Annotated in this window: 20 protein-coding genes and 1 riboswitch; of the genes, 8 read left to right on the top strand and 12 right to left on the bottom strand. The window is 60.9% G+C overall.

All coding sequences use genetic code 11. The annotated features are described in order from the left end of the window. Positions 1 to 4: 4 nt before the first annotated feature. Complete coding sequence (locus tag AB4Z25_RS03360; RefSeq protein ID WP_112539266.1) at positions 5 to 1,186, bottom strand: MlaE family lipid ABC transporter permease subunit; 1,182 nt, start codon at positions 1,184 to 1,186, stop codon at positions 5 to 7. An 83-nt stretch (positions 1,187 to 1,269) separates the two neighbouring features. Here AB4Z25_RS03360 and dgcA point away from each other — a divergent pair, with 83 nt between their 5' ends. After that, the gene (gene dgcA / locus AB4Z25_RS03355) at positions 1,270 to 2,253 is read left to right on the top strand and encodes an N-acetyl-D-Glu racemase DgcA (protein WP_112539267.1); all 984 of its coding nucleotides are present in this window, start codon (positions 1,270 to 1,272) and stop codon (positions 2,251 to 2,253) included. On the opposite strand, the gene AB4Z25_RS03350 is transcribed toward dgcA, so the two are convergent. Next, entirely contained in the window at positions 2,205 to 3,425 is a 1,221-nt protein-coding gene (locus AB4Z25_RS03350) for an MFS transporter (protein WP_112539268.1), read from the bottom strand. The genes dgcA and AB4Z25_RS03350 overlap by 49 nt on opposite strands. A 150-nt stretch (positions 3,426 to 3,575) precedes the next feature. After that, complete coding sequence (locus AB4Z25_RS03345) at positions 3,576 to 4,379, bottom strand: UDP-2,3-diacylglucosamine diphosphatase (RefSeq protein ID WP_112387475.1); 804 nt, start codon at positions 4,377 to 4,379, stop codon at positions 3,576 to 3,578. A 213-nt stretch (positions 4,380 to 4,592) separates the two neighbouring features. Here AB4Z25_RS03345 and AB4Z25_RS03340 point away from each other — a divergent pair, with 213 nt between their 5' ends. Continuing rightward, the gene (locus AB4Z25_RS03340) at positions 4,593 to 6,905 is read left to right on the top strand and encodes an NADP-dependent malic enzyme (RefSeq protein WP_112539269.1); all 2,313 of its coding nucleotides are present in this window, start codon (positions 4,593 to 4,595) and stop codon (positions 6,903 to 6,905) included. Between the two features lie 124 nt (positions 6,906 to 7,029). After that, positions 7,030 to 8,127 carry a DUF2865 domain-containing protein gene (locus AB4Z25_RS03335; RefSeq protein WP_112539396.1) on the top strand — a complete coding sequence of 366 codons (1,098 nt, stop codon included), beginning with the start codon at positions 7,030 to 7,032 and terminating at the stop codon, positions 8,125 to 8,127. Here the strand turns inward: AB4Z25_RS03335 and bluB are convergent. The 4 genes from bluB to AB4Z25_RS03315 all read right to left on the bottom strand — a co-directional run bounded on the left by bluB (position 8,124) and on the right by AB4Z25_RS03315 (position 11,952). Next, entirely contained in the window at positions 8,124 to 8,807 is a 684-nt protein-coding gene (gene bluB / locus AB4Z25_RS03330) for a 5,6-dimethylbenzimidazole synthase (RefSeq protein WP_442207858.1), read from the bottom strand. The genes AB4Z25_RS03335 and bluB overlap by 4 nt on opposite strands. Before the next feature lie 43 nt (positions 8,808 to 8,850). Continuing rightward, positions 8,851 to 9,031, bottom strand: a riboswitch (cobalamin riboswitch). Between the two features lie 18 nt (positions 9,032 to 9,049). Continuing rightward, on the bottom strand, positions 9,050 to 9,880 hold the full coding sequence (locus AB4Z25_RS03325; RefSeq protein WP_112539271.1) for a TolB family protein: 831 nt from the start codon (positions 9,878 to 9,880) through the stop codon (positions 9,050 to 9,052). A 141-nt stretch (positions 9,881 to 10,021) separates the two neighbouring features. Beyond that, the gene (locus AB4Z25_RS03320) at positions 10,022 to 10,228 is read right to left on the bottom strand and encodes a hypothetical protein (RefSeq protein ID WP_112539272.1); all 207 of its coding nucleotides are present in this window, start codon (positions 10,226 to 10,228) and stop codon (positions 10,022 to 10,024) included. Between the two features lie 44 nt (positions 10,229 to 10,272). After that, complete coding sequence (locus AB4Z25_RS03315) at positions 10,273 to 11,952, bottom strand: NAD+ synthase (protein WP_112539273.1); 1,680 nt, start codon at positions 11,950 to 11,952, stop codon at positions 10,273 to 10,275. Positions 11,953 to 12,194: 242 nt separating this feature from the next. Here AB4Z25_RS03315 and AB4Z25_RS03310 point away from each other — a divergent pair, with 242 nt between their 5' ends. Next, positions 12,195 to 14,084, top strand: a complete 1,890-nt coding sequence (locus AB4Z25_RS03310) for an LTA synthase family protein (protein ID WP_442207857.1) — start codon at positions 12,195 to 12,197, stop codon at positions 14,082 to 14,084. Between the two features lie 82 nt (positions 14,085 to 14,166). Next, a complete protein-coding gene (locus AB4Z25_RS03305) occupies positions 14,167 to 14,700 on the top strand; it encodes a DUF1003 domain-containing protein (RefSeq protein WP_112387207.1) in 534 nt (177 codons plus the stop codon). On the opposite strand, the gene AB4Z25_RS03300 is transcribed toward AB4Z25_RS03305, so the two are convergent. Further along, entirely contained in the window at positions 14,697 to 15,092 is a 396-nt protein-coding gene (locus AB4Z25_RS03300) for a GFA family protein (protein ID WP_112539398.1), read from the bottom strand. The genes AB4Z25_RS03305 and AB4Z25_RS03300 overlap by 4 nt on opposite strands. 300 nt (positions 15,093 to 15,392) lie before the next feature. On the opposite strand from AB4Z25_RS03300, the gene AB4Z25_RS03295 reads away from it, so the two are divergent. Together AB4Z25_RS03295 and AB4Z25_RS03290 are read left to right on the top strand one after the other, a co-directional pair. After that, on the top strand, positions 15,393 to 15,815 hold the full coding sequence (locus AB4Z25_RS03295) for a TadE/TadG family type IV pilus assembly protein (protein ID WP_112387206.1): 423 nt from the start codon (positions 15,393 to 15,395) through the stop codon (positions 15,813 to 15,815). Then, positions 15,816 to 17,543, top strand: coding sequence for a pilus assembly protein TadG-related protein (locus AB4Z25_RS03290; RefSeq protein WP_112539275.1), 1,728 nt, complete (start codon positions 15,816 to 15,818; stop codon positions 17,541 to 17,543). 44 nt (positions 17,544 to 17,587) lie between these two features. Here the strand turns inward: AB4Z25_RS03290 and AB4Z25_RS03285 are convergent, their stop codons facing one another. Continuing rightward, complete coding sequence (locus AB4Z25_RS03285) at positions 17,588 to 18,961, bottom strand: class II 3-deoxy-7-phosphoheptulonate synthase (protein ID WP_112387204.1); 1,374 nt, start codon at positions 18,959 to 18,961, stop codon at positions 17,588 to 17,590. A 315-nt stretch (positions 18,962 to 19,276) separates the two neighbouring features. On the opposite strand from AB4Z25_RS03285, the gene AB4Z25_RS03280 reads away from it, so the two are divergent. Further along, the gene (locus AB4Z25_RS03280; protein WP_112539400.1) at positions 19,277 to 20,566 is read left to right on the top strand and encodes a pilus assembly protein TadG-related protein; all 1,290 of its coding nucleotides are present in this window, start codon (positions 19,277 to 19,279) and stop codon (positions 20,564 to 20,566) included. Between the two features lie 3 nt (positions 20,567 to 20,569). On the opposite strand, the gene gor is transcribed toward AB4Z25_RS03280, so the two are convergent. The 3 genes from gor to rpiA all read right to left on the bottom strand — a co-directional run bounded on the left by gor (position 20,570) and on the right by rpiA (position 23,430). Beyond that, positions 20,570 to 21,955, bottom strand: a complete 1,386-nt coding sequence (gene gor, locus AB4Z25_RS03275) for a glutathione-disulfide reductase (RefSeq protein ID WP_112539276.1) — start codon at positions 21,953 to 21,955, stop codon at positions 20,570 to 20,572. Positions 21,956 to 22,073: 118 nt separating this feature from the next. Next, positions 22,074 to 22,715 (bottom strand): DUF2059 domain-containing protein, encoded by a 642-nt coding sequence (locus tag AB4Z25_RS03270; RefSeq protein WP_112539277.1) that lies wholly within the window; start codon positions 22,713 to 22,715, stop codon positions 22,074 to 22,076. Between the two features lie 16 nt (positions 22,716 to 22,731). After that, complete coding sequence (rpiA, locus tag AB4Z25_RS03265; protein ID WP_112539278.1) at positions 22,732 to 23,430, bottom strand: ribose-5-phosphate isomerase RpiA; 699 nt, start codon at positions 23,428 to 23,430, stop codon at positions 22,732 to 22,734. Between the last annotated feature and the right edge of the window lie 98 nt (positions 23,431 to 23,528).

The following is a 23,528-nucleotide window of genomic DNA, read 5'->3' as shown; positions in this document are numbered from 1 at the left end:
AACCCTAGAAATTGATGGCCGCATAGAAGATGGCGAAAAGCCCGTCCATGAGGATGACAACGAAAATCGCCTTAACGACCGCAGCCGTCACATGCTGGCCCAGCGATTCGGCACTACCGCCGACCTTAAGCCCTTCGACGGCGGCGACAATGCCGATAACCAGCGCCATGAACGGCGCCTTGATCATCCCGGCAAGCACGGTGGACAGCGTCACAGCCTCGTGGAGGCGCGACGTGAAGGTTGCGAAGGTGATACCGGAATAGGCCCAAGCAACGGTCGCAGCCCCCAGCAGCGATGCGAAATTGGCAAGCACGGTCAGCAGCGGCAGCGCAACGGTCAGCGCCACGAGACGTGGAAAGATCAGCACGCCGACCGGGTTGAGGCCCATGACCTTCAGCGCATCGACCTCTTCGCGCATCTTCATCGAGCCGATTTCGGCGGTGATCGCGCTGCCCGAGCGGCCGGCAATCATGATTGCCGTCAGGAGCACGCCGATTTCGCGAAGCTGCAGAATGCCGACGAGATCGACGACGAAAACCTCGGCACCGAAATAGCGAAGCTGGAAGGCGCCCTGCTGCGCAATGATCGCACCGATCAGGAACGACATCAGCAGGATGATCGGCACTGCGCGAACGCCCATATGATCGATCTGGTTGACGATCGAGGCCGGCGAAACACCGCTGCCGCGGCCGAACTTCATCTGCGCGCCGCGCACCGCGGAGCCGAGAATATACATCGCTGCCGCAAAATTATCCCACAAATCGTAGGCCATCTTGCCGACTGGCGCAAAAATCCTCTCGGCGAGTGAGCGCTTCTTCGCGGGTTCGGATTCCTGTTTTTCCGGCCGCTGCGAGAATTCCTCGATCATCTCGTCGATGTGCTGATTGGTGCCCTCGAAATGCACCTGGCGGCCAGCGGCTTCCTCTTCGAGCTTCAGCCGCACCAGCAGCCAGACACCGGCAGTATCGATATCGGTGACACCGGAAAGATCGAGCGTCAGATCGCCGTCGCCGCGCGACAGCGCTTCGAAATCCTTGAGAACGGTGTGGATGTTGGCGCTGCGCCAATTGCCTTCGAGATGCACCAGCCGTCCGGAGCCATTGGCTTGGTCGTCCACGTGGAGTGAGGCGGCTTTGCTGGGCTCGGGCTTCAAAATGCTTGTGTCTTTCAGGGCTTGCAGCGACATTGCCGACTCGCGAACATCTCTCGCACCCGGCGGGTTAATATACTCAAGCCCCGCAGAATTTCCATGCGTTCAGGATTGCAAATATGCCACGGTCCCTCGAAATCCAAATGAATTCGTTCCCGATTGCGGGTACTTTCACCATCTCGCGCGGCGCAAAGACCTCCGCGGAGGTGATCTGCGTCACGCTGAGGGAAAATGGCAGAATCGGTTGGGGCGAATGCGTGCCCTATCGACGCTACGGCGAGACGATGGAAAGTGTCGAGGCACAGATCGAAGCGGCACGGCCGTTGATCGAGGCCGGTATTTCAAGAGATGACCTGCAGTCGGCGATGGCGCCCGGTGCTGCCCGCAACGCCGTCGATTGCGCCCTTTGGGATCTGGAGGCCAAGCTGACCGGTGCCACCGTCGCGGCCAACATCGGCCTTGCGGCGGCAAAGCCGCTGACGACCGCGTATACGATATCGCTCGGCGAGCCCGAGGTGATGGCGGCACAGGCACGGGAACATGCCGGACGCACGCTGCTGAAAGTCAAGGTCGGCACCGGCGACGACGAAAGCCGTATCCGCGCCGTTCGCGCCGCTGCCCCCAGCTCGGCTATCATTCTCGATGCCAACGAGGGCTGGTCCGAAGCGGCGCTGGAGCACCACCTACGGATCTCCGCCGAAATGAACATCGCACTCGTCGAACAGCCGCTACCGGCGGGCAAGGACGAGATGCTCGCGGTGATCAAGCGGCCTGTCATCGTCTGCGCCGACGAGAGCGTCCATCACACCGGCGATCTTGCCAGCCTCCGCGACCGTTACGATGCGATCAACATCAAGCTCGACAAGACAGGCGGCCTGACGGAAGCCTTGGCGATGAAGCGCGAGGCGCAGCGGCTGGGCTTCCAGATCATGCTCGGCTGCATGGTCGGCACATCGCTCGCCATGGCGCCGGCGGTGCTGCTGGCGCAGGACGCCGAATTCGTCGATCTCGACGGACCCTTGCTGCTCGCCAGGGATCGTGAGCCCGGCCTGCACTACGAAGCTTCCCTCGTCTTCCCGCCGGACAAAGAGCTCTGGGGCTGAAGGTAATAGGCGACGAACACCAGCGCCATGCCGATGGCCGCGACCAGCGCCATGACGTAGTAGCTGGCGAGGCCGAGCCAAGCATACAGATAGCCTGAAGCGAGCGTCATCAGGCCCAGGAACATGCCGTTGTAGAAGAAATAGGCGCCCTGCGCCGAGGATTCCTGCGTCGCCTGTACCGAAGCCACGATCCGCCGCTGCACCCCCGTATGCACGAAGGCATAGGTGCAGGAATGGAAACATTGCAGGAAGAAGAATCCGGCAAAGTCCCAGTGCATCGGGAACAGGATCCAGCGGCAGATGCACATGGCGCAGCCGAAGCGGATCAGCGTCCAGGCATTGAAGCGGCGGCTGAGATGCTTCGAGACGAAGAACACCAGAACCTCGGAGGCCACGCCGGCGCTCCAGAGAATACCGACCTGCGTGCCGGTGAAGCCGAGCTGATGCCAATAGATCGATGCGAAGGCATAGAGCAGCGCGTGGCTGGACTGCTGGATCGCCACGCCCCAGAGCAGCACCAGCAGATGCGGCTGACGCAGCGAGCTGCCTGTTGCCTGCTGCAGATCGACAGGCGTATTGCGCCGCCGCGTCGGGCCGATACGCGGACAGTAGATCGCCATCGCCATGGTCATCGCAAAGCCGAAGATCATGACCGGCAGCACCATATCGCCGCCCCACAGGCCGATCATCTCGCCGCCGATCATCGTCGAGACGATGAAAGCGATCGATCCCCAAACGCGCATCGAACCGTAATCCAGCCCCCAGCGCCGGACGCCTGAAATGACGATCGATTCGACGATCGGCACGTAGGGCGCAAAGGTGGCGCCCTGGACGCTGTAGACGATCAACACCGGCCAGAAGCTCGTCGTCCAGTAAAGCGCGATCGCCGTCAGCAGCGACAGCCCGCCAGACCATAGGAGCACATCGGCGCGCTCCTTCATCCGGTCGGCATACATCGCTACGACAGGTGCCACGAGGACGCGTACGACCATCGGCACGGCAAGGATGACGCCGATCTCGTGATCGGTGAATTTGTGAACAGCAAGCCAGACAGGGAAGAATGGAAGCGCGACACCGTTGACGATCAGCGGGGCGCAGTAAGACAGGGCGCTGAGCAGCCGGAAACGCGGCGGAGCCCCCTCATCGACAGAGGCATTCTGGGCGGGAATCATGGTGGACCTGCAGGAAACTGTGCGCTGCCTAACACATCAACCTAGGGGCGACTATGGCGAGAAATAGCCCATTTGAAACGTTTTAAAAAATAGATAGGGCCGTTGCCCGGAGGCAACGGCTAAATGTCTTGCAATATGGCGGGTTGAAAATCAGGCGGCCTGCGGCGCGCGCTCGGGCTGGTGCGTCAGCTTCAAAGTCACCGGCTCGCTGCTGGCGATCGCATTCCAGGTGATAAGTTCGAAAGTGCCGTCCTCATGCTCGGCAATCGCCGTGCAGCTCTCGACCCAGTCGCCGGTATTGATGTAACGCACACCGTCCATCTCCTCGATGACGGCATGGTGGATATGGCCGCAGATGACGCCGTCGGCGCCACACTTGCGGGCCTCGTCGGCGACGACGCGCTGGAACTCGCCGATGAAGTTGACTGCATGCTTGACCTGCAGCTTGGCCCAGGCCGAGAACGACCAGTAGGGCATGCCCATGCGGCGACGGATGGCGGCCAGAACGATATTGATGCGGATCGCCATGTCATAGGCCCAGTCGCCGAGATAGGCGAGCAGGCGGGCATTGCGGACGACGACGTCGAATTCGTCGCCATGCAGCACCAGATACTTCTTCCCGTCGGCGCCCTCGTGCATCATCCGCTCGGCCACTTCGATGCCGCCGAAATGCATGCCCGGGAAGTCGCGGAGGAATTCGTCGTGATTGCCGGGAATGTAGACAACGCGCGTACCCTTGCGCGCCTGGCGCAGCAGTTTCTGGATGACGTCGTTGCAGACCTGCGGCCAGTACCAGCTGCGCTTCAAGCGCCAGCCATCGACGATATCGCCCACGAGGACGATCGTGTCTGCCTCGTGGTGGCGCAGAAAGTCGATCAGGAAGTCGGCCTTGGCAGCCTTGGAACCGAGATGCACATCGGAAATGAAGAGCGTACGGAAGTGTCGCGTATCCATGTAATCCATCACAGGCATCCTGCCCGTGCCCCATCGTTCATCTGGCCTTCCAAAATCAGACTCGTGTTTCAGGAAGATGACAGCGCGGTTGTTTGACGCATCCTCCGGGCATAAGAGTTTTCCGCTTTCAACCTCAAATTCCCGCTGTCCCGCCGCACCGATTGTTGTATGGAGAAGGCTTCAAACGACATGACTGCGGTATTGGAGAAGGCAATGGATAATCAGGACAAATCCAAGACGGAGAAGAACCTGACAGGTGGAACTCTTGACGAACAGGCGCTGTTCTTCCACCGCTATCCCCGCCCCGGCAAACTCGAAATTCAGGCGACCAAGCCGCTCGGCAACCAGCGCGATCTGGCGCTCGCCTATTCGCCTGGCGTCGCCGCGCCGTGTCTCGCGATCCGCGACGATCCGGAGACGGCCGCCGACTACACCTCGCGCGCCAATCTGGTCGCCGTCATCTCCAACGGAACCGCCGTTCTCGGCCTCGGCAATATCGGCCCTCTCGCCTCCAAGCCGGTGATGGAAGGCAAGGCCGTTCTCTTCAAGAAATTCGCCAATATCGACGTCTTCGATATCGAGGTCGATGCCTCGACCGTCGAGCAAATGGTCTCGACAGTCGCCTCGCTTGAGCCAACCTTCGGCGGCATCAACCTCGAAGACATCAAGGCGCCGGAATGCTTCGAGATCGAACAGCAGCTGCGCGCAAAGATGCGCATTCCCGTCTTCCATGATGACCAGCACGGCACCGCGATCATCGTCGCCGCCGCCATCCTCAACGGCCTGGAACTGGCCGGCAAGTCGATCAGCAACGTCAAGATCGTCACGTCTGGCGCCGGCGCTGCGGCGCTCGCCTGTCTCAATCTGCTCGTCGAACTCGGCGCCAAGCGCGAGAACATCTGGGTCCACGACATCGAAGGCCTCGTCTACGAGGACCGCAACGTGCTGATGGACCAATGGAAAGCCGTCTACGCGCAGAAGAGCGATACCCGCACGCTCGCCGAAAACATCGGCGGCGCCGATGTGTTCCTCGGCCTCTCTGCTGCCGGCGTGCTGAAGCCGGAACTGCTCGAGCAGATGGCCGAAAAGCCGCTGATCATGGCGCTCGCCAACCCGACGCCGGAGATCATGCCGGAACTCGCCCGTGCCGCCCGGCCGGACGCGATGATCTGCACCGGACGCTCGGACTTCCCGAACCAGGTCAACAACGTTCTCTGCTTCCCCTTCATCTTCCGCGGCGCGCTGGATTGCGGCGCCGAGGAGATCAACGAAGCGATGAAAATGGCAGCCGTCCGCGCCATCGCCGGCCTCGCCCGCGAAGAGCCGTCCGATGTCGCCGCCCGCGCCTATTCCGGTGAAACGCCGATCTTCGGACCGAACTATCTGATCCCCTCGCCGTTCGATCCGCGCCTGATCCTGCGCATCGCGCCTGCCGTCGCCAAGGCAGCGGCCGAGAGCGGCGTCGCACGCCGTCCGATCACCGATTTCGACGCCTATCTCGACCAGCTGAACCGCTTCGTCTTCCGCTCCGGCTTCATCATGAAGCCGATCTTCACGGCCGCCAAGGCTGCCGAAAAGAAGCGGGTGATCTTCTCCGAAGGTGAAGACGAACGCGTGCTCCGCGCCGCTCAGGTTCTCATCGAAGAAGGCATTGCCGAACCGATCCTGATCGGCCGTCCGCAGGTCATCGAAACCCGCCTGCAGCGCTATGGCCTGCGCATCCGCCCGCTTTCCGACTTCGCCGTCATCAACCCGGAAGACGATCCGCGCTTCCGCGAATATGTCGATCTCTATCTGTCGCTCGTCGGCCGCCGGGGCGTTATCCCGGAAGCGGCCCGCACGATCGTGCGTACCAACACCACCGTCATCGGGGCGCTGGCGCTGCGCCGCGGCGAAGCAGACGCGCTGATCTGCGGCCTCGAAGGCCGTTACGAGAAGCACCTGCGCGACGTTCGCCAGATCATCGGCAAGCGCAAGGATGTCCGCGATTTTTCAGCGCTCAGCCTGCTGATCTCGCAGCGTGGCGCCACCTTCTTCACCGACACCTACGTGACGTTCAATCCGAGCGCCGAGGAAGTGGCTGAATCAGCCGTTCTGGCTGCCGAGGAAATCAAGCGCTTCGGCATCACGCCGCGCGCCGCCCTCGTCTCGCATTCCAACTTCGGCTCGCGCGAAAGCGAAAGCGCCACGAAGATGCGCGGTGCCCTGCAGCTGATCCGTGATGCCGCCCCTGATCTCGAAGTCGATGGCGAAATGCATGGTGAGAGCGCAATCGCCGACGAAATCCGCAAGCGCGTCATGCCGTCCACCACGCTGCACGGTGAAGCCAACCTGCTGGTCTTCCCGAACCTCGATGCGGCCAACATCACGCTCGGCGTCGTCAAGTCGATGACCGACGGCCTGCATGTCGGCCCCATCCTGCTCGGCACCGCGCTCCCGGCCCATATTCTGGCGCCGTCGGTGACGTCGCGCGGTGTGGTCAATATGGCGGCGCTTGCCGTCGTCGAGGCCCAGCAGCCGGCGTGATTTGCCGTCGATCGGAAAAATGCGTTAGAATTCCTTCGTTAGCTTGTTAACGGAAGGCAGCTAGACAGAACGGATGCGGCAAATGCTCTGCCGCTTCCGGTTTATTATGCTGCGGGATGATACCGTGAAACGCCGAAGCCTGACCCTTGCTCTCTTTCTCGCTGCTGCCGCGCCCGCGGCGGCGCAGACCAGCGCGATCTGCGAAGATCTGCGCGGACGCCTTGCCGACCTGCCGCAGGTGATCGGCAACGGCCCGGAGATCCGCCAATATGCAAGCGCCATAGCCGAACAGAACCTCGAGCTCCGCAAGCTGCGCAACGACCTGCGCAGCAACGGCTGCAGCGTCGACAGCATGGTCGTCATCGGCGGCGAGAACGACCGCTACTGCGGCGATCTGCAGGAATCGGAATCGCGGATGATCGACAACATCCACTACCTCCAGGAGCGCCGCAACCAACTGCGGGAGGCCGGCGGCAGCGACGTCAACGAACGCCGCGAACTGATGGCGGCCCTCGACGATAACGGCTGCAACGACGATCCGGGCTATCAGCCGGACGAGCGCGCCTATGTCCCGGCGCCAAGTACCGAAGAACAGGCGATGCGCGGCGATACCTTCATTCCGCTCGGCAACGGCGAGGAAGGCAACACCCAATATGGCGTGCCCCGCGGCGAGATGATGTCGCATGTCAGCACCATGTGCGTGCGAAGCTGCGACGGCGGCTTCTTCCCGATCAGCACCAATGCGACCTCGATCGATTTCAGCCGCGACGCCTCCACTTGCTCGAAAATGTGCCCCGGCATCGAGACGGAGCTGTTCTATCAGGACGTCTCCAACACCGACGCGGCCAACATGATCTCGGCCGCGACCGGCGCGCGCTACAGCGCCATGCCGAACGCCTTCGCCTACAAGAACCGGGCGCCCGGTGAGAAATCCTCCTGCAGCTGCAATCTGACCGCCTATTACGAGCAGATGCGCAAGAACCAGACGGTCAGCGCGCCGCCGCCAAAGGGCTCGATCACGACGATCACGACCAAGCCGCCGGCAACTGCAGCCCCCACACCGGCTGCGCCGCAGGCACAGGTACCGGACCGCCCCTACGACCCCGGCAACAGCAAGGTACGCCAGATCGGCCCGCAATTTCTCGCGGGCGACCAGGGCAGTATCGACCTGAAGAACCCGGCGACATCTGGGCCGCAGCCGCAGCAGCAACAACAGAATTAGCGGCGGCCCCAGCCATCGCGGAAGATCAAATCGTCGAGCGAAAGCCGCTGCCGCCAGCCTTTAACGGCCAGCTCGGGCTCGCTATAGAGCGTATCGACATAGCCGACGCATAGCCAGGCGACGATCTCGATATGCGCGGGCACGCCGAGAATGTCCTTGAGCTCGCTCTCATGGAAAATGCTGACCCAGCCGACGCCAATGCCTTCGGCCCGTGCCGCGAGCCAGAGGTTCTGCACCGCACAGACGGTTGAATAGCTATCCATCCGCGGATTATGCGTGCGCCCCAGCACGACGTCACCGCTGCGTGACGGATCGCAGGTGATGCAGATGCCGAGCGGCGCCTTGAGGATACCCTCGAGCTTCAGCGACCGGTATGTCGCCTGCCGCTCACCATCGAACATCCCGGCCGCCTCGCGGTTCGCCCTGTCGAAGGCGTTCCACACGCGCTGACGCACACCTGCATCTTCGACAACGATAAAATTCCAGGGCTGCATGAAGCCAACCGAGGGCGCGTGGTGCGCGGCTCCGAGTAGCCGCATCAGCACGTCGGATGGTACAGGATCAGGCAGAAACTGGTCGCGCACATCGCGCCTGGTCATGATCGCCCGGTAGACGGCGTCGCGCTCGTCAGCGGAAAAGGCGGACGCGCCTTCAAGCGCATCCTTGTTCATGGGCCGCATCGTCAAATCCCCAACAACGCAACCGCCCCGCCGTCCGCGCGGGATCAGTCTATGATGCCAGGCCGGTCTTCTGACTTGGCGTCATCCGCCCACCGCAGCCTTCCCGGTGTCAACCAGTGGCATGATGCGGCAGGCGTCGGCCTTACAGCGTTGGGCACGTTCCGGGCTTGCACCGGATTCCCGATTCTCCCGCGGCAAGCGGGCACCTGACCCATGCCTCTTGCCCGCTTTTACGAGAAGCTTCAAGTAGCCGGGAAATACCGGACATAGGCAAACTCGTCACCATCAGGTGACCAGCAGGGAACATTGATCGTGCCCTGCCCGCCGAACAGCTCGAAGAGCGTCGTCAGATTGCCGCCGTCCATATCCATCAATCGCAGGCGCACATGCAGGTCGCGCGGATGATCGAAGACGTCAGGATCGTAGGAAAGCAGCAGCACCTTGTCGTTGGTAGGCGCCGGATGGGCAAACCAGTTGCCGTAATTGTCGTGCGTGACCTGCTCCAAACCGGTCCCATCGGGATGAATGCGCCAGATCTGCATCAGCCCGGTGCGGCTGGAATTGAAATAGATCCACTGCCCGTCGAAGGAATAGTCAGGCCCGTCATTGCGCCCCTCGCCATGCGTCAGCCGCCGCTCGGCGCCGCCATCGACGGAAATCGTGTAGATATCGAAGAGATCGCCGCGAATGCCGCAATAGGCGAGTTCCTTTCCGTCAGGCGACCAGCCATGCCAGTAGGACGGCAGGTTTTCGGTGATCTGTTTCGGCGCGCCGCCTTCCGACGGCAGGGTATAGATGCAGGATTTGCCATGCTCGGTCTTGTCGGAGATCACATACTGCCTTCCGTCGGGCGAAATGCCGTGATCGTTGTTGCAGGCCGTGGCAAAGCCGGTATCGACCTGCTGCAGACCGCCCTCACCGTCCGGTGACAAGCGATAGAGAAGGCCATCACCGTTCAGCAGTAGGTAGCGGCCATCGGGCGAAAAATTCGGCGCCTCGATCAGCTGCTCCGTCTGGAACACGACCCGGCTCCGACCGGTGCGGATATTGTAGATCTCGACCGAACTGCGCATGCATGCCTCCCGCATTTGCTGCGGCCCGGCGCTTAGCCGTTCCGCTTCATTCTGATTTGCATGCGGTTTGTGCCATGCATCTGCGTTTCGATAAAGGCGCATCGCTTCAAAAGCGAGCTGAGGTTCAAGGACACGAAATCCTCAGTTCAGAAGATGCCAACTCACTAGGAAAGGATGAATTCCAGATGCGACAGCGCCGACCGTAGCCAATGTAGCGAGAACAATCTGATATGTTTCGAGCTTCAACCGGCGCTCAAGAACGACCGTCTCGCCCCGCCAATAAAGCCGGTTTGCTTCGTCCAATTGAAAACCATCGAGCTCATCCAAGGCAATTGTGCGCAATGCCATGCTCGTCCCCTCTCAATCTAGACAAACTGCAAATGATAATACCCCTACCGATCCCTAAAACGGTTGGTGATCGGATAGCGGCGGTCGCGGCCGAAATTCTTCTTGGTGATCTTCACGCCTGGCGCCGACTGGCGGCGCTTGTATTCGGCGAGATAGAGCAGATGCTCGATCCGGTGCACCGTCGCGACATCGTGGCCGCGCGCGACGATCTCATCGACGCCCATTTCCTTCTCGACGAGGCATTCGAGAATGTCGTCGAGAACCGGATAAGGCGGCAGCGAATCCTGGTCGGTCTGATCAGGCCGCAGTTCGGCAGAGGGCGCCTTGTCGATGATGTTTTGTGGGATCACCACGCCTGATGGGCCAAGCGCATCCGGCGGCACATGCGCATTGCGCCAGCGCGAGATCGCATAGACCTGCATCTTGTAGAGGTCCTTGATCGGATTGAAGCCGCCGTTCATATCACCGTAGAGCGTCGCATAGCCGACCGACATTTCCGACTTGTTGCCGGTGGTGACGACCATCGAGCCGAACTTGTTGGAGATCGCCATCAGGATCGTGCCGCGGGCGCGGCTCTGCAGGTTTTCTTCGGTGATGCCGCTATCGGTGCCTTCGAAGAGATCGGAGAGCGCCGAGGTAAAGCCGGTCACCGGCGCCTCGATCGGCACGATGTCGTAGCGGCAGCCGAGCGCCTTGGCGCATTCGGCGGCATCGTTCAGCGAATCCTCGGACGTGTAGCGGTAGGGCAGCATGACGGTGCGGACCCGCTCCTCGCCCAGCGCATCGACGGCAATTGCCGCGCAGATCGCCGAGTCGATGCCGCCGGAGAGCCCAAGCACGACATTCTTGAAGCCGTTCTTGTTGACGTAGTCGCGGAAGCCGAGCAGGCAGGCCCGGTAATCGGCCTCCTCTTTCTCCGGAATATGCGACATCGGTCCTTCGCTGCAACGCCAGCCGTTGTCGCCGCGCTTCCAAGTGGTCACGGCAAGCGCCGGCTCGAACTGGCTCATCTGGAAGGCCAGCGACTTGTCGCCGTTGAAGGCAAAGCTCGCGCCGTCGAAGACCAGTTCGTCCTGGCCGCCGAGCTGGTTGGCGAAGATCAGCGGCAGGCCCGTTTCGATCACCTGACGCAGCGCCACCTGATGGCGCACATCCACCTTGCCGCGATAATAGGGCGAGCCGTTCGGCACCAGCAGGATTTCGGCGCCGCTTTCGGCCAGCGTCTCGCAGACGCCGAGATCGTTCCAGATCTCCTCGCAGATCGGCACGCCGATCCTGACACCACGGAAATTCACCGGTCCCGGCATCGAGCCTTCGCTGAACACACGCTTCTCGTCGAATTCGCCGTAATTCGGCAGATCGATCTTGTCCCGGAACACCAGGATCTTGCCGCCATCGAGCACCGCGACGGAATTGTGCCGCCCGGTCTCGCCCTGCCGCGGGAAGCCGACAATCAGACCCGGTCCGCCATCCGCGGTATCGGCTGCGAGGTCCTCGATGGCCTTGAGGCAGGCCTTCAGGAATGCCGGTTTCAGCACCAGATCCTCGGGCGGATAGCCGGAAATGAACAGCTCGGTCAAAAGCAGCAGATCCGCGCCCTGACGGGCCGCATCGGCGCGTGCCTCGCGGGCTTTGGCAAGATTTCCAGCAACATCGCCAACCGTTGGGTTGAGCTGGCCGACGGCAATCCGGAGCGTGTTCAAGGGAGCGTTTTCCTGTGTCATGTCATCTATTTAGCGCGCGCGCGTTCGCCCCGCAACGTGTCCTGCCATGAAAAGCCGCCGGGTCTGCTCAGACGAAAATTCAAATCTTCGGGAAAAGCAAGGAAACATTAACGGTTCATCTAGCGTTCATGGCGGGCATGTGACAGTTCGGTGAAGGTTTTATGACGCCGGGATGACGGCGGGAATGACATTGGAGTCCGCCCTTGATCGCGTTGGTCATGAAGTCCGCGCAGGCCAGAAGAATGGCGCTGCTTTCTGCTGGTCTCGGCGCGAATGTCCGCTCTCCCGCCGCCCGAGCCGCCCTCAGCATCGCATTCACCTTTTCGATGGCACTGCTCAGCGTCATCGCCGTCGAATGGATCGCCCGCAGCACGCTTGCCGATGTCGGCGATTTCCTGACCTCGACGGCCCGCCCCGGTATGACCACCGTCGTCATGCTGACCATCCTGATGCTGACGCTCGATGCCGCCTTCGGCCGCCGCTATCTCTCGGCGCTGATCCTCGTTCCGCTTGTCTTGATCCCCGCGTTCGTCTCCAATCAGAAGCAGCATTACCTGTCCGATCCCTTCTATCCCTCGGATATCCTCTTCGGCCGGCAGATCATGGAGTTGCTGCCGGTGATGGTGCGCGACCGGCCGTTCACGGCAATCGCCATCGTTGTCGGCCTAGTGCTGCTCGCCGCCGGCATGGTGTTCGGCTGGCGTTATGCCTGGCGCACCTTTCCGAAGCTGTCGAACCAGGCGCGTCTTCGCCGCCTCTGCCTCGGCCTGCCGGTGATCGCCGCCTTCGGTTCGCTGATGGATTATTCGCAATATTCCTACATCCGCGACCGCCTGCAGGTCGTGCCGATGATGTGGGACCAGAAGGAAAATTATCGCAGCAACGGCTTCATCCTCGCCTTCATCTTCAATGTGCCGATGGCCGATGTCGCCGCCCCTGCCGGCCTCAACGCCGAGGCGCTCGACGCGATCCCGGCCCGCAATTACGGCTATCTCGCCGGTCCGCGTGAAAAACCCGATGTCATCATGCTGATGAGCGAATCCTTCTGGGATCCGACGCGGCTGAAGAAGCTGAATTTCAGCGCCGACCCGATGCCGACGATCCGCGCCTCCCAGTCCGGCTATGTCTTCTCGCCCGAATTCGGCGGCATGACCGCCAATGTCGAGTTCGAGGCGCTGACGGGGTTCTCCAATGCCTTCCTGCCCTATGGCAGCATTCCCTATCAGCAATATATCCGCCGCGACGTCCCCTCGCTCGCGACCTTCTTCCGCGGCGAAGGCTACACGGCGCGCGCGCTCCATCCCTTCAGCGGCTGGTTCTGGAACCGCAACGAGGTCTACAAGGATTTCGGCTTCGAGGAGTTCCGCACCGAGGAAACCCTGCCGCCGATGGAAAAGCGCGGCATCTTTGCCTCCGACGACTCGCTGATGAAGGAAATCATGCGCGAGGGCGACGGACTGGATAAGCCGTTCTTTTTCTTCGCTGTCACGCTGCAGGGACATGGCCCGTACGAGGCCAACCGCTACGCCCATAACTCGATCGATATCCAGGGCGACATTCCGGAAGCCGACCGCGCAACGCTCGCAACCTATACGCAGGGCGTCAAGGAAGCCGACGACAGCCTGAAGATGCTGATGGACTGGGCCTCGCACCGCGACCGCGAGACGATCATCGTGCTCTGGGGCGACCACCTGCCTCCGCTCGGTAATGTCTATATGAGCGCCGGTTACATGCCGGACCAGGTCGCCACCCGCAAGGCGCCGCTCGATGTCATGAAGCAGCAGCACGAGACGCCGCTGGTGATCTGGTCGAACAAGAAGGGCGTCAAGCAGGATGTCGGCACCATCAGCCCGTCGCTGATCTCCTACAATCTTCTGAAGTTCGCCGGCTTCGAGCATCCCTACTACACCGGCTTCCTCGGCCGGGTGCAGAAGAAATACGACATCATCGACCGCTACCAGCTGGCAACCCGCAAGAACGAGGTGACGCCGGACTGGGTGCTCGATCCGAAGAAGCTCGATCCCTTGGTGCGCGATTACCGCTACCTGCAGCACGACGTCATGTTCGGCAAGGCGCAGACGCTCGACCGCTTCTTCCCGCAGCATGTGATGGTCAACGAAGCCAGCTACTGAGCAGCTAAGACACTAATTCGCATTGCATTCAGGCCATCAGCGGGAATACTGGCTCCGACGCGATACAGCATCGGAGCCTCGCATGTATAACCTCCCCAATTTCATCCACACGCATTTCGGCAAGAGTGCCGACGAACTCGGCGACATCGAGAAGCGCGTGCTGCAGAAGGCGCATGAACGGAAGATCATCTCCACCAACGTCAATGCCGTCCTTTCGGCCGAGTCGTCCTTCGGTCAGCGCATTGCCGATGGCATCGCCCGCGTCGGCGGCTCCTGGTCCTTCATCCTGACCTTTCTGGCCTTCCTGGTGATCTGGACTGTCATCAACACCATCATCCTGGCGACCGGCGCCTTCGACCCCTACCCCTTCGTCTTCCTCAATCTCATCCTCTCGATGCTCGCCGCGATCCAGGCACCGATCATCATGATGTCGCAGAACCGCCAGGCCGAGCGTGACCGGCTGGAGGCAGCCAAGGATTATGAGGTGAACCTGAAGGCCGAGCTGGAAGTGCTGGCGCTGCACCAGAAGATCGACATGCGCGTGCTGACCGAGCTGACCTCTTTGCGCGAGGACGTCGCAAGGCTCAGTGCCGCGCTCGACGCCAAACGCATCTAGGCACTTTCGGGATATTGCGGCAGGCCGTCGTTGATCTCGTAGAAATCGGCCTTGTCGGCGCAGTAGATATGGTAGCCGATGGACAGCCCGCTCGGCTGATCGAAGGCACCGGCAAGGATCGAGACCGTGTCGGCGCCGGTGCGCTGCCAGAACAAGCCCGATCCGCAATTGCGGCAGAACCCGCGCTCTGCCGCATCGCTCGACTGATACCAGTGCAAAGCCTCCCGGCCGTCAATGACAAGCCCCTCAAGCGGGACGTCGGTTGAGGTAAAATACAACCCCGTCTGCCGCCGGCACTGCGAGCAATGGCAGGCAACGACAGGCCCCGGCTTGCCAGTGCCCCGAAACCGCACGGCGCCACAGGCGCATCCTCCAGCATAGTCTCCGCTCATTGCCGCCGTCTCCATTTGAACTCCTGCTGAAACTGACGGCAGACGGCGAAGGGGTCAAATCCAATCTGTTGATGGAAAAGCTCAGTGTTTTTGATGGTTTGAAAGACCGCCCCGCACTGGTCGAGTCAGGCCCTCTCCGGCCGAAAGCCATCGGGAGTTGCATGGAAAAGCAGGAAGGCCTTCCCGAAATAGGTCATCTTGCCGCAGCAAAACACACGCATTACTTTTATTAGCTAATCCAAAATTAATAGTTTCAGGCCTATACAGAACACAGCTTACAAAGCTCGCATGAGGCGCAGTATGACAGTGTTTCGCCGTTTCCGTTCGAACGACAAGGGAGCCGCCGCGATTGAATTTGCGATCATCGCTCCGCTGTTCCTGCTCGTGATGTTGACGCTGATCGCCTACGCGATCTACCTGACCGCCGCCCATTCCGTCCAGCAGATCACCGCCGACGCCGCCCGCACGGCTGTCGCCGGCATTTCCGCCAAGGAGCGCGAAACGCTGGTCGACAATTTCATCACCGCTTCGACGATCAATCATCCTTTGCTGCAGAAGGACAAGATCCACGTTACCGTGACCACAGATCCCGGCAACGTCAACCAGTTCACGGTGACGACGGAATATGATTCCGCCAATCTACCCATATGGAATTTATACACTTTTCCGCTTCCGGACCATACCATCAAGCGCTTCGCGACGATCCGGATGGGAGGCATCTGAATGACATTGAATGCCTTCAGGCTTTGCCGTGACAAGCGCGGCAACATTGCCATCAGTGCCGCTCTCTGCGCGCCCCTCATCATCTACTCCCTTGGCCTCGGGGTCGACTACGGCATGCTGACGCTGCAGCAGCGCCGGCTGCAGCAGATGAGCGATATAGGCGCCATCGCCGCCGCGTCGGACATCAACCGTGCCGCTGACCAAATTCTTGCCAATTTCACAGAGAACGGGATCAACGTGGCGGTGCTTACCGAGAACGGTTACCTGACCGGCAAGGGATCGCTCCCGAAGGGCTCGGATACGTCACAATTCCAGGCTGTCGTCAGCTATTCGCTGGGCGCCTATCTCGCCGACGAGACCGTTGCCCCCGATCAGCGCTTCGTATCCGGAAAGCAGCCCTACGATGCCGTAAAAGTTGCAGTATCGCAGAAGGGTGAATTGGCCTTCGCCAATATCTTCGCCAGTGCCCCGACGCTGAGTGCCACCGGCACCGCCTCGGCAGCAAAAGTCGCAGCCTTTTCCGTCGGCTCGCGTCTGGCAAGCGTCAATGATGGCGTGCTGAACGCCCTGCTCAGCGCCCTCCTCGGCACCACTGTCTCGCTGAAAGCGGTCGATTACGAAGGCCTTGCTTCGACCGACATCAACCTGCTCTCCTATCTCGATCTCCTGGCGACCAATCTCAATGTCAACGCCGCGACCTATGACGAGTTGCTGGCGACCGATGTCTCCTATCCGCGTCTGTTGAACACGCTCGGCAAGACGCCCGGTCTCCCGGCTGCGGTCAACAAGACGATCACGGCGCTGGAGAAGGGCCTCGGCTCCACCCAGCTCAAAGTAAAGCTTGAAGATATCCTCAATCTCGGCTCCACCGGCGAACGCGCCATCGGCAGCGGTTCGCATCTGCAGGTCGATGCCACCGCGATGGAGCTGATCTCGGCAACCGCGCTGGCCGCCAACCAGAAGAAGCAGGTAGCTGCCAACGTCAACAGCACCGTTCCCGGTCTGCTGAACGTCAAGCTCAGCGTCGCCGTCGGCGAGCGGCCGGTCGGCTATGCGGCGACAGCTGTGGGCTCTGCAGGTTCCGCCGTCCGCACCCCGCAAATCCGTCTGGCGATCGAAACCAGCGTGCCGGGTCTCGGCTTGCTCGGCGGCCTGAAACTCCGCGTACCGCTCTATGTCGAGGTGGCCTATGCGGAAGCGAGGCTTTCGAACATCACCTGCCTTGGCGGCGGCGCCAAGAATACTAGCGTCGGCGTCGAAGCCGTGCCTGGTGTTGCCGAGATCGCGCTCGGCGATGTCGATACGACGGCATTCGCGAATTTCGGCAGCAAGCCACGCGTCAATCGCGCCACGCTTCTCGATGTCTTCGGACTTCTGAAAGCAAGCGCCATGGCCGACGTCAATGTCACCAACCTCGACAAGAGCAAGCTGACCTTCCAGCCCGCCGACATCGCGGCAAAGACGGTCAAGAACATTTCGACGAAGGATAGCCTGACCTCAACGGTTCAGAGCCTGCTCGGCAACACCGATATCGAGGTGCAGCTGCTGACCCTGACGCTCGGCACACCCAAAGCGGTGACCGCGGCCGTGGCACAGACCCTGACCGGGTTGACCAAGCCGCTCGACGAGCTGCTCTACAACACGCTGATGATGCTCGGCATCAAGATCGGCGAAGCCGATATCCGCGTCACCGATGCGCGCTGCCAGCAATCGGTCCTCGTCCAATAAAAAAGCCCCGCAGTGCGGGGCTTTTCCAATTCAGTCATTTGCACTTAGGCGCTGACGGCCAAACGCTTCTCGTCGCGGCCGCCCTTCATGCGCTCGGCAAGCAGGAAGGCAAGCTCGAGGGCCTGGTCGGCATTGAGACGCGGGTCGCAATGCGTGTGGTAGCGGTCGGACAGCGAGTCCGCCGTCACGGCGCGGGCGCCACCGGTGCATTCCGTCACGTCCTTGCCGGTCATCTCGATATGGATGCCGCCCGGATGCGTGCCTTCGGCGCGATGGATCTGGAAGAAGCTCTCCACCTCCGACAGGATCCGTTCGAACGGACGCGTCTTGTAGTGGTTGAGCGTGATCGTGTTGCCATGCATCGGATCGCAGGACCAGACGACCTTCTTGCCTTCCTTCTCGACGGCGCGGATCAGCTTCGGCAGGCTGTCGGCAACCTTGTCGTGGCCGAAGCGGCAGATCAGCGTCAGGCGGCCGGCTTCGTTGGCCGGGTTCAGCGCATCGATCAGCTCGATCAGGTTGTCGGGCGTCAGCGACGGGCCACACTTCAGACCGATCGGGTTCTTGATGCCGCGGAAATATTCCACATGCGCATGGTCGAGCTGACGCGTGCGGTCGCCGATCCAGAGCATATGGCCCGACGTCGCATACCAGTCGCCCGAGGTCGAATCGACGCGGGTCAACGCCTCCTCGTAGCCGAGAAGCAGCGCTTCGTGGCTGGTGAAGAAATCCGTCTCGCGCAGGCTCGGCTGGTTCTCGGCAGTGATACCGATCGCCTTCATGAAGTCCATGGTTTCGGAGATACGGTCAGCCAGCTTGCGGTAGCGATCCGCCTGCGGGCTGTCCTTGATGAAGCCGAGCATCCACTTGTGAACGTTTTCGAGGTTGGCATAGCCCCCCATCGCAAAGGCGCGCAAGAGGTTCAGCGTTGCCGCCGACTGACGGTACGCATCGAGCTGGCGCTCCGGGTTCGGAATGCGGGCTTCTTCCGTGAATTCGATACCGTTGATGACATCGCCGCGGTAGCTCGGCAGTGACACGCCGTTCATCGTTTCGATGTTCGACGAACGCGGCTTGGCGAACTGACCGGCGATGCGGCCAACCTTGACGACAGGAAGCTGCGCGCCATAGGTCAGAACCACGGCCATCTGCAGGAAGGCGCGGAAGAAGTCGCGGATATTGTCAGCGCCATGTTCGGCGAAGCTTTCGGCGCAGTCGCCACCCTGAAGCAGGAATGCGTCGCCATTGGCAACGCTGGCGAGCTGCTTCTTGAGGCGGCGTGCTTCACCGGCAAAAACCAGCGGCGGATAAGTGGCAAGCGTGGCTTCCGTTGCCGCCAGAGCGGCCTGGTCCGGATATTCCGGAACCTGCTGGATCGGTTTTTGCCGCCAACTGTTCGGGGTCCAAGTCTGTGCCATCTTACTCACCTTTGCTACACCGGATAACGCCGGGCATCGTCCTTGAAGAATAACGGCGGCTTATAAACCTTTAGGCCCGGCTTGCCTAGCGGCGTTTCGGACACTTTCAAGGGCAAAAGACGACGTTTTTCCTGCATATAAAGGAACGCCGCGTCTGCACTTCAATCCCCGCCATTAAGACAAACTATACCACGTCGTTTTGCTGACGATTTAGCTTTCGCTGTTACAACACCCTTCAATATTAATGGGCCGCACTGGTGCCTTTCCTGAAAATGCAGGCGAGCGGCCGAGACAGGGATTTCGACGCCGATGACCATGCGCCGTTTGCTCGCCGACCGTTCCGGAAACTTCGGTTTGCTGACTGCCCTGCTCGCCGTGCCGCTGATCGGCTCGGCCGGCATGGCGATCGATTTCGGCCATGCAATGAGTCTGCGGACACAGCTTTATGCTGCGGCAGACGCCGCAGCTGTCGGCTCCATCTCGCAGCAGTCCAGCGCGGTCACACAGGCGATGACGAGTGGCGATGGCCCGCTTTCGACCGGCCTGGCGGATGCGCGCAGCATCTTTCTTGCCCAGATGCAGGGAGAACTGAAGGCAAGCGACGTCAGCCTTGACGTTCAGGTCAACAAGGTCGCCAATCAGCTGAATTCCCAGGTGTCGTTCAGCGCCAGCATTCCGACGACCTTCATGCAGATCTTCGGCCGGAACAGCATCCAGATCGACGGCACGGCAAATGCCGTCTTCCAGACCGCCGCCTTCATGAATTTCTACATCCTTCTCGACAACACGCCGTCCATGGGCGTCGGCGCGACGCCGACCGATGTCGCGACAATGGAAAAAAAGACGTCGGATACCTGTGCCTTCGCGTGCCACGTCGTCTCCGACGCCGGCGTCGAAGACCCGAACAGCTATTACAATCTCGCCAGGAAGAACAACGTCACCCTGCGCATCGACGTCGTGCGCCAGGCGACGCAGCAGCTGACGCAGACAGCGAAAGTCCAGCGCGTCACCGATAACCAGTTCGCCATGGGGGTCTATACCTTCGGCAAACGCGCGCAGGATGCCAACCTGACGACGATTTCCGACCCGATCACTGATCTCGACAAGGTGGCGAATTACACGAATGCCGTCGATCTGATGTCGATCCCCTTTCAGGGATATAACAACGACCAGCAGACCAGCTTCGACAACGCCCTGACACAGATGAAGACGATCATCGGCAACCAAGGTGACGGCAACAGCCAGACCCAGCCGCAGAAGATCCTGTTCTTCGTATCGGATGGTGTCGGCGACAGCTACAAGCCGTCAACCTGCACCAAGGCGACGACAGGCGGACGCTGCCAGGAGCCGATCGACACGTCCTTCTGCAAGCCGCTGAAGGACAAGGGCATCAAGATTGCCGTACTCTATACGACCTACCTGCCGCTGCCCAACAACAGCTGGTACAATAGCTGGATCAGGCCCTTCCAGAGCCAGATCCCGACCAAGATGGCAGAATGCGCCTCGCCCGGGCTCTATTTCGAAGTGACGCCGACCGACGGTATCGCTCAGGCGATGAATGCCCTGTTCCTCAAGGTCATTCGTATGCCGCGCATCACCAGCTGACGATCAGACCTTCTGGCCGTCGACGATGCGATAGCTCGGCGCATACATGGTGACGAGCTCTTCGGCGGCGGTCGGATGGACTGCCATGGTGCGATCGAAATCGTCCTTGGTGCAGCCGGCCTTCAGTGTGATGCCCAGAATCTGCGCCATCTCGCCTGCGTCATGCCCCAGGATATGGGCGCCCACGACCTTGCGGCTGGCAGCATCGACGATCAGCTTCATCAGCATCTTCTCGCCACGGCCTGACAGCGTTGCCTTCAGCGGCCGGAACTGGGCGCGATAGACCTCGATCTCGCGGTATTTCTTCGCAGCCGCTTCTTCCGTCAAACCCACAGTGCCGATCTCCGGCTGCGAGAACACCGCCGTGGCGATCAGGTCGTGATCCGGCTTGGTCGGGTTGTTCTTGTACTCGGTCTCGATGAAGCACATCGCTTCGTGGATCGCGACCGGCGTCAACTGTACCTTGTCGGTGACATCGCCGAGCGCGTAGATGTTATCGACGCTGGTGCGCGAATAATCGTCGACGACGATCGCGCCCCGCTCGTTGGTCTTCACGCCCGCTGCCTGAAGCCCGAGGCCATCGGTATTCGGATCGCGGCCAAGCGCCAGCATGACGACACCGGCGTTCAGCGTGCCGTTGTTCTTGGTCTCGACAACGAGGCCTTCACTGCCCTTGGAGACCTTCTCGATCAGATCGTGGCAAAGAATGCGAATGCCCTTGGCCGTCATCGCTTCGTGCAGGCCGCGGCGCAGATCGTGGTCGAAGCGCGAGAGGATCTCCGCGCCGCGATAGATCAGCGTCGTCTCGACACCGAGGCCATGGAAGACATTGGCGAACTCGACGGCAATATAGCCGCCGCCGGCAATGACGATCGACTTCGGCAGCACTTCAAGATCGAAGGCTTCGTTGGACGAGATGCAGAGCTCGTGGCCGGGAAGCGCTGCATGCGCATTCGGCTTGCCGCCAGTGGCGATCACGATCGTCTTGGCCGTCACCGTCTTGCCGGTGTTGATGAGCCGAATGGTATGATTGTCGACAAGCTCGGCGCGGGTCTCCAGAATCTCCGCGTTGGCGGTGGAAAGTCCCTTCTTGTAGAGCCCTTCCAGCCGTGAAATCTCGGCATCCTTGGCCGCGATCAGCTTCTTCCAGTCGAAGCTGGTTTCACCAACGGTCCAGCCGAAGCCAGCCGCATCCTCGAAATGCTCATGATACTGAGAAGCATAGACAAACAGCTTCTTCGGCACGCAGCCGCGGATGACGCAGGTGCCGCCGTAACGATACTCCTCCGCGATCGCCACCTTCTTGCCGAGCGAAGCCGCCACGCGCGCGCTTCTTACGCCTCCCGAACCGCCGCCAATGACGAAGAGGTCGTAATCATATGCAGACATGAGGAAATGCTCCGGTTGGGAATCGGGAGGGAAGGCTGACAAAGCATATAGTATCGGTGGCCACGAAAACAAAAGCCCGGCGCGAGCCGGGCTTTCGTCATGGTAATCGTGAAACCGCTTATTGCGGGGTCTGCAGGTTGAGGGCCGGAGCGGCCGGAGCCTTGGCAGGTGCCTTTGCCGGAGCCTTGGCGGGCGCCTGAGCCGGAGCGCCGGAAGCATCGGCCGGTGCTGCCGGCGTGTCGAGCTGAACCGGCTCGACCTTGATGATCTTGCCAAGTTCGTCGCTGGCATTCTTCTGCAGGTCGCGGGCGATACCCTGAGCCCAGATATCGGCCGCACGGTTGGTCTCGCGCGAAGCGATCGGGCCGTCCTTGAGCAGCTTCTTGCCGACGTCGGACCCGTAGAAATCGGCGATCGCCTTCAGCTCTTCAACGGTGAAAGCCTTGGCATAGTTGGTCGCAGCTTCCTTTTCGAGGTCAGCGCGGCGCGGCGCCAGGGCGAGAGCGGTCGCATCGACCGTCTGCGAAATCTGGTCTTCATAGTTCGGCGAATCCTGGATCAGGCCGGCCTTGAGGCGCTCTGCCAAACCCGGCAGGATGTTGTCGAACTGAGCGGTGGCGCCGATCGCAGCGATTGCCGCGCGTGCTGCCTTCAGCTGCTCTTCCGTGACTTCCTGAGCCTTGACGGCAGTACCGAAAGCGAAGCTGGAGAGAATTACGGTCGCAGCGGCGATGCGGCCAAGACCTGCAAATGTCTTCATGAGTTCAATGCTCCTGTTATCTGTTCGCTTGCAGCGTGCGGGCACCGGATGGACCAGCAATGATCGCAAGTGCCGCCATATTGAGAAAAAGCCCGTGTTCAACGACACCGGGTATTGAATTCAGCTCGCTCGAAAGCGCCTCTGCATCAGGAATGCGGCCAAATGATGCATCGATAATGTGGTGGCCGCCATCCGTGGTAAAATCTCCGTCACCCGATCGGCGGATCGCAAGACTGCCGCTGAGGCCAAGTTTCGCGGCGACCTTCTCGATCGTAATCCGGGTCGAAACCAGACCGAACGGATTGACTTCGATCGGCAGCGGAAACTGGCCGAGCGTCTCCACCAGCTTGCTTTCGTCGGCAATGACGATCATCCGTCCGGATGCTGCGGCGACGATCTTTTCACGCAGCAGCGCACCGCCGCCACCCTTTATCAGACGCAGGGCGCCATCCACCTCGTCGGCGCCATCGATGGTCAGATCGAGTTCCGGCAATTCATCGAGCGATTTCAGGGGTACGCCGAGTTCGACGCAAAGCCGCGCCGTGCGTTCGGATGTCGGAACGCCTTCGATCTTGAAGCCGCCTGCGACCTTTTCCGCCAGCAGCCGCACGAACTCTTCAGCCGTGCTCCCCGTGCCGATACCGAGGCGCATACCGCTTTTCACATGGGTCAGCGCAACCGCGGCAGCCTTGATCTTCATCTCGCGGGCATCCATGCGCCGCTTACTCCGATTGTTTCGTTGGATGTGCTGTTAACACGGCTCGCATGCCAAACGAAAGCCAAAATAACCGAAGCAAACTGAAAAGCAAAAGC

The sequence above is a fragment of the Rhizobium sp. RAF36 genome (assembly GCF_052114105.1).
Taxonomy (GTDB): domain Bacteria; phylum Pseudomonadota; class Alphaproteobacteria; order Rhizobiales; family Rhizobiaceae; genus Rhizobium.
Note: the sequence above shows the minus strand (reverse complement) of the source record. Positions and strands in the feature narration are given on the sequence as shown.

Excerpts from the sequence above, each read along its gene's own strand:
- AB4Z25_RS03305 (WP_112387207.1), top strand. The coding sequence starts at position 14,167 with ATGTATAACCTCCCCAATTTCATCCACACGCATTTCGGCAAGAGTGCC.
- AB4Z25_RS03290 (WP_112539275.1), top strand. The coding sequence starts at position 15,816 with ATGACATTGAATGCCTTCAGGCTTTGCCGTGACAAGCGCGGCAACATT.
- gor (WP_112539276.1), bottom strand. The coding sequence starts at position 21,955 with ATGTCTGCATATGATTACGACCTCTTCGTCATTGGCGGCGGTTCGGGA.
- AB4Z25_RS03295 (WP_112387206.1), top strand. The coding sequence starts at position 15,393 with ATGACAGTGTTTCGCCGTTTCCGTTCGAACGACAAGGGAGCCGCCGCG.
- bluB (WP_442207858.1), bottom strand. The coding sequence starts at position 8,807 with ATGCGGCCCATGAACAAGGATGCGCTTGAAGGCGCGTCCGCCTTTTCC.
- AB4Z25_RS03280 (WP_112539400.1), top strand. The coding sequence starts at position 19,277 with ATGCGCCGTTTGCTCGCCGACCGTTCCGGAAACTTCGGTTTGCTGACT.
- AB4Z25_RS03340 (WP_112539269.1), top strand. The coding sequence starts at position 4,593 with ATGGATAATCAGGACAAATCCAAGACGGAGAAGAACCTGACAGGTGGA.
- AB4Z25_RS03345 (WP_112387475.1), bottom strand. The coding sequence starts at position 4,379 with ATGGATACGCGACACTTCCGTACGCTCTTCATTTCCGATGTGCATCTC.
- dgcA (WP_112539267.1), top strand. The coding sequence starts at position 1,270 with ATGCCACGGTCCCTCGAAATCCAAATGAATTCGTTCCCGATTGCGGGT.
- AB4Z25_RS03285 (WP_112387204.1), bottom strand. The coding sequence starts at position 18,961 with ATGGCACAGACTTGGACCCCGAACAGTTGGCGGCAAAAACCGATCCAG.
- AB4Z25_RS03320 (WP_112539272.1), bottom strand. The coding sequence starts at position 10,228 with ATGGCATTGCGCACAATTGCCTTGGATGAGCTCGATGGTTTTCAATTG.
- AB4Z25_RS03310 (WP_442207857.1), top strand. The coding sequence starts at position 12,195 with ATGGCGCTGCTTTCTGCTGGTCTCGGCGCGAATGTCCGCTCTCCCGCC.
- AB4Z25_RS03350 (WP_112539268.1), bottom strand. The coding sequence starts at position 3,425 with ATGATTCCCGCCCAGAATGCCTCTGTCGATGAGGGGGCTCCGCCGCGT.
- rpiA (WP_112539278.1), bottom strand. The coding sequence starts at position 23,430 with ATGGATGCCCGCGAGATGAAGATCAAGGCTGCCGCGGTTGCGCTGACC.
- AB4Z25_RS03325 (WP_112539271.1), bottom strand. The coding sequence starts at position 9,880 with ATGCGCAGTTCGGTCGAGATCTACAATATCCGCACCGGTCGGAGCCGG.
- AB4Z25_RS03315 (WP_112539273.1), bottom strand. The coding sequence starts at position 11,952 with ATGACACAGGAAAACGCTCCCTTGAACACGCTCCGGATTGCCGTCGGC.
- AB4Z25_RS03300 (WP_112539398.1), bottom strand. The coding sequence starts at position 15,092 with ATGAGCGGAGACTATGCTGGAGGATGCGCCTGTGGCGCCGTGCGGTTT.
- AB4Z25_RS03270 (WP_112539277.1), bottom strand. The coding sequence starts at position 22,715 with ATGAAGACATTTGCAGGTCTTGGCCGCATCGCCGCTGCGACCGTAATT.
- AB4Z25_RS03360 (WP_112539266.1), bottom strand. The coding sequence starts at position 1,186 with ATGTCGCTGCAAGCCCTGAAAGACACAAGCATTTTGAAGCCCGAGCCC.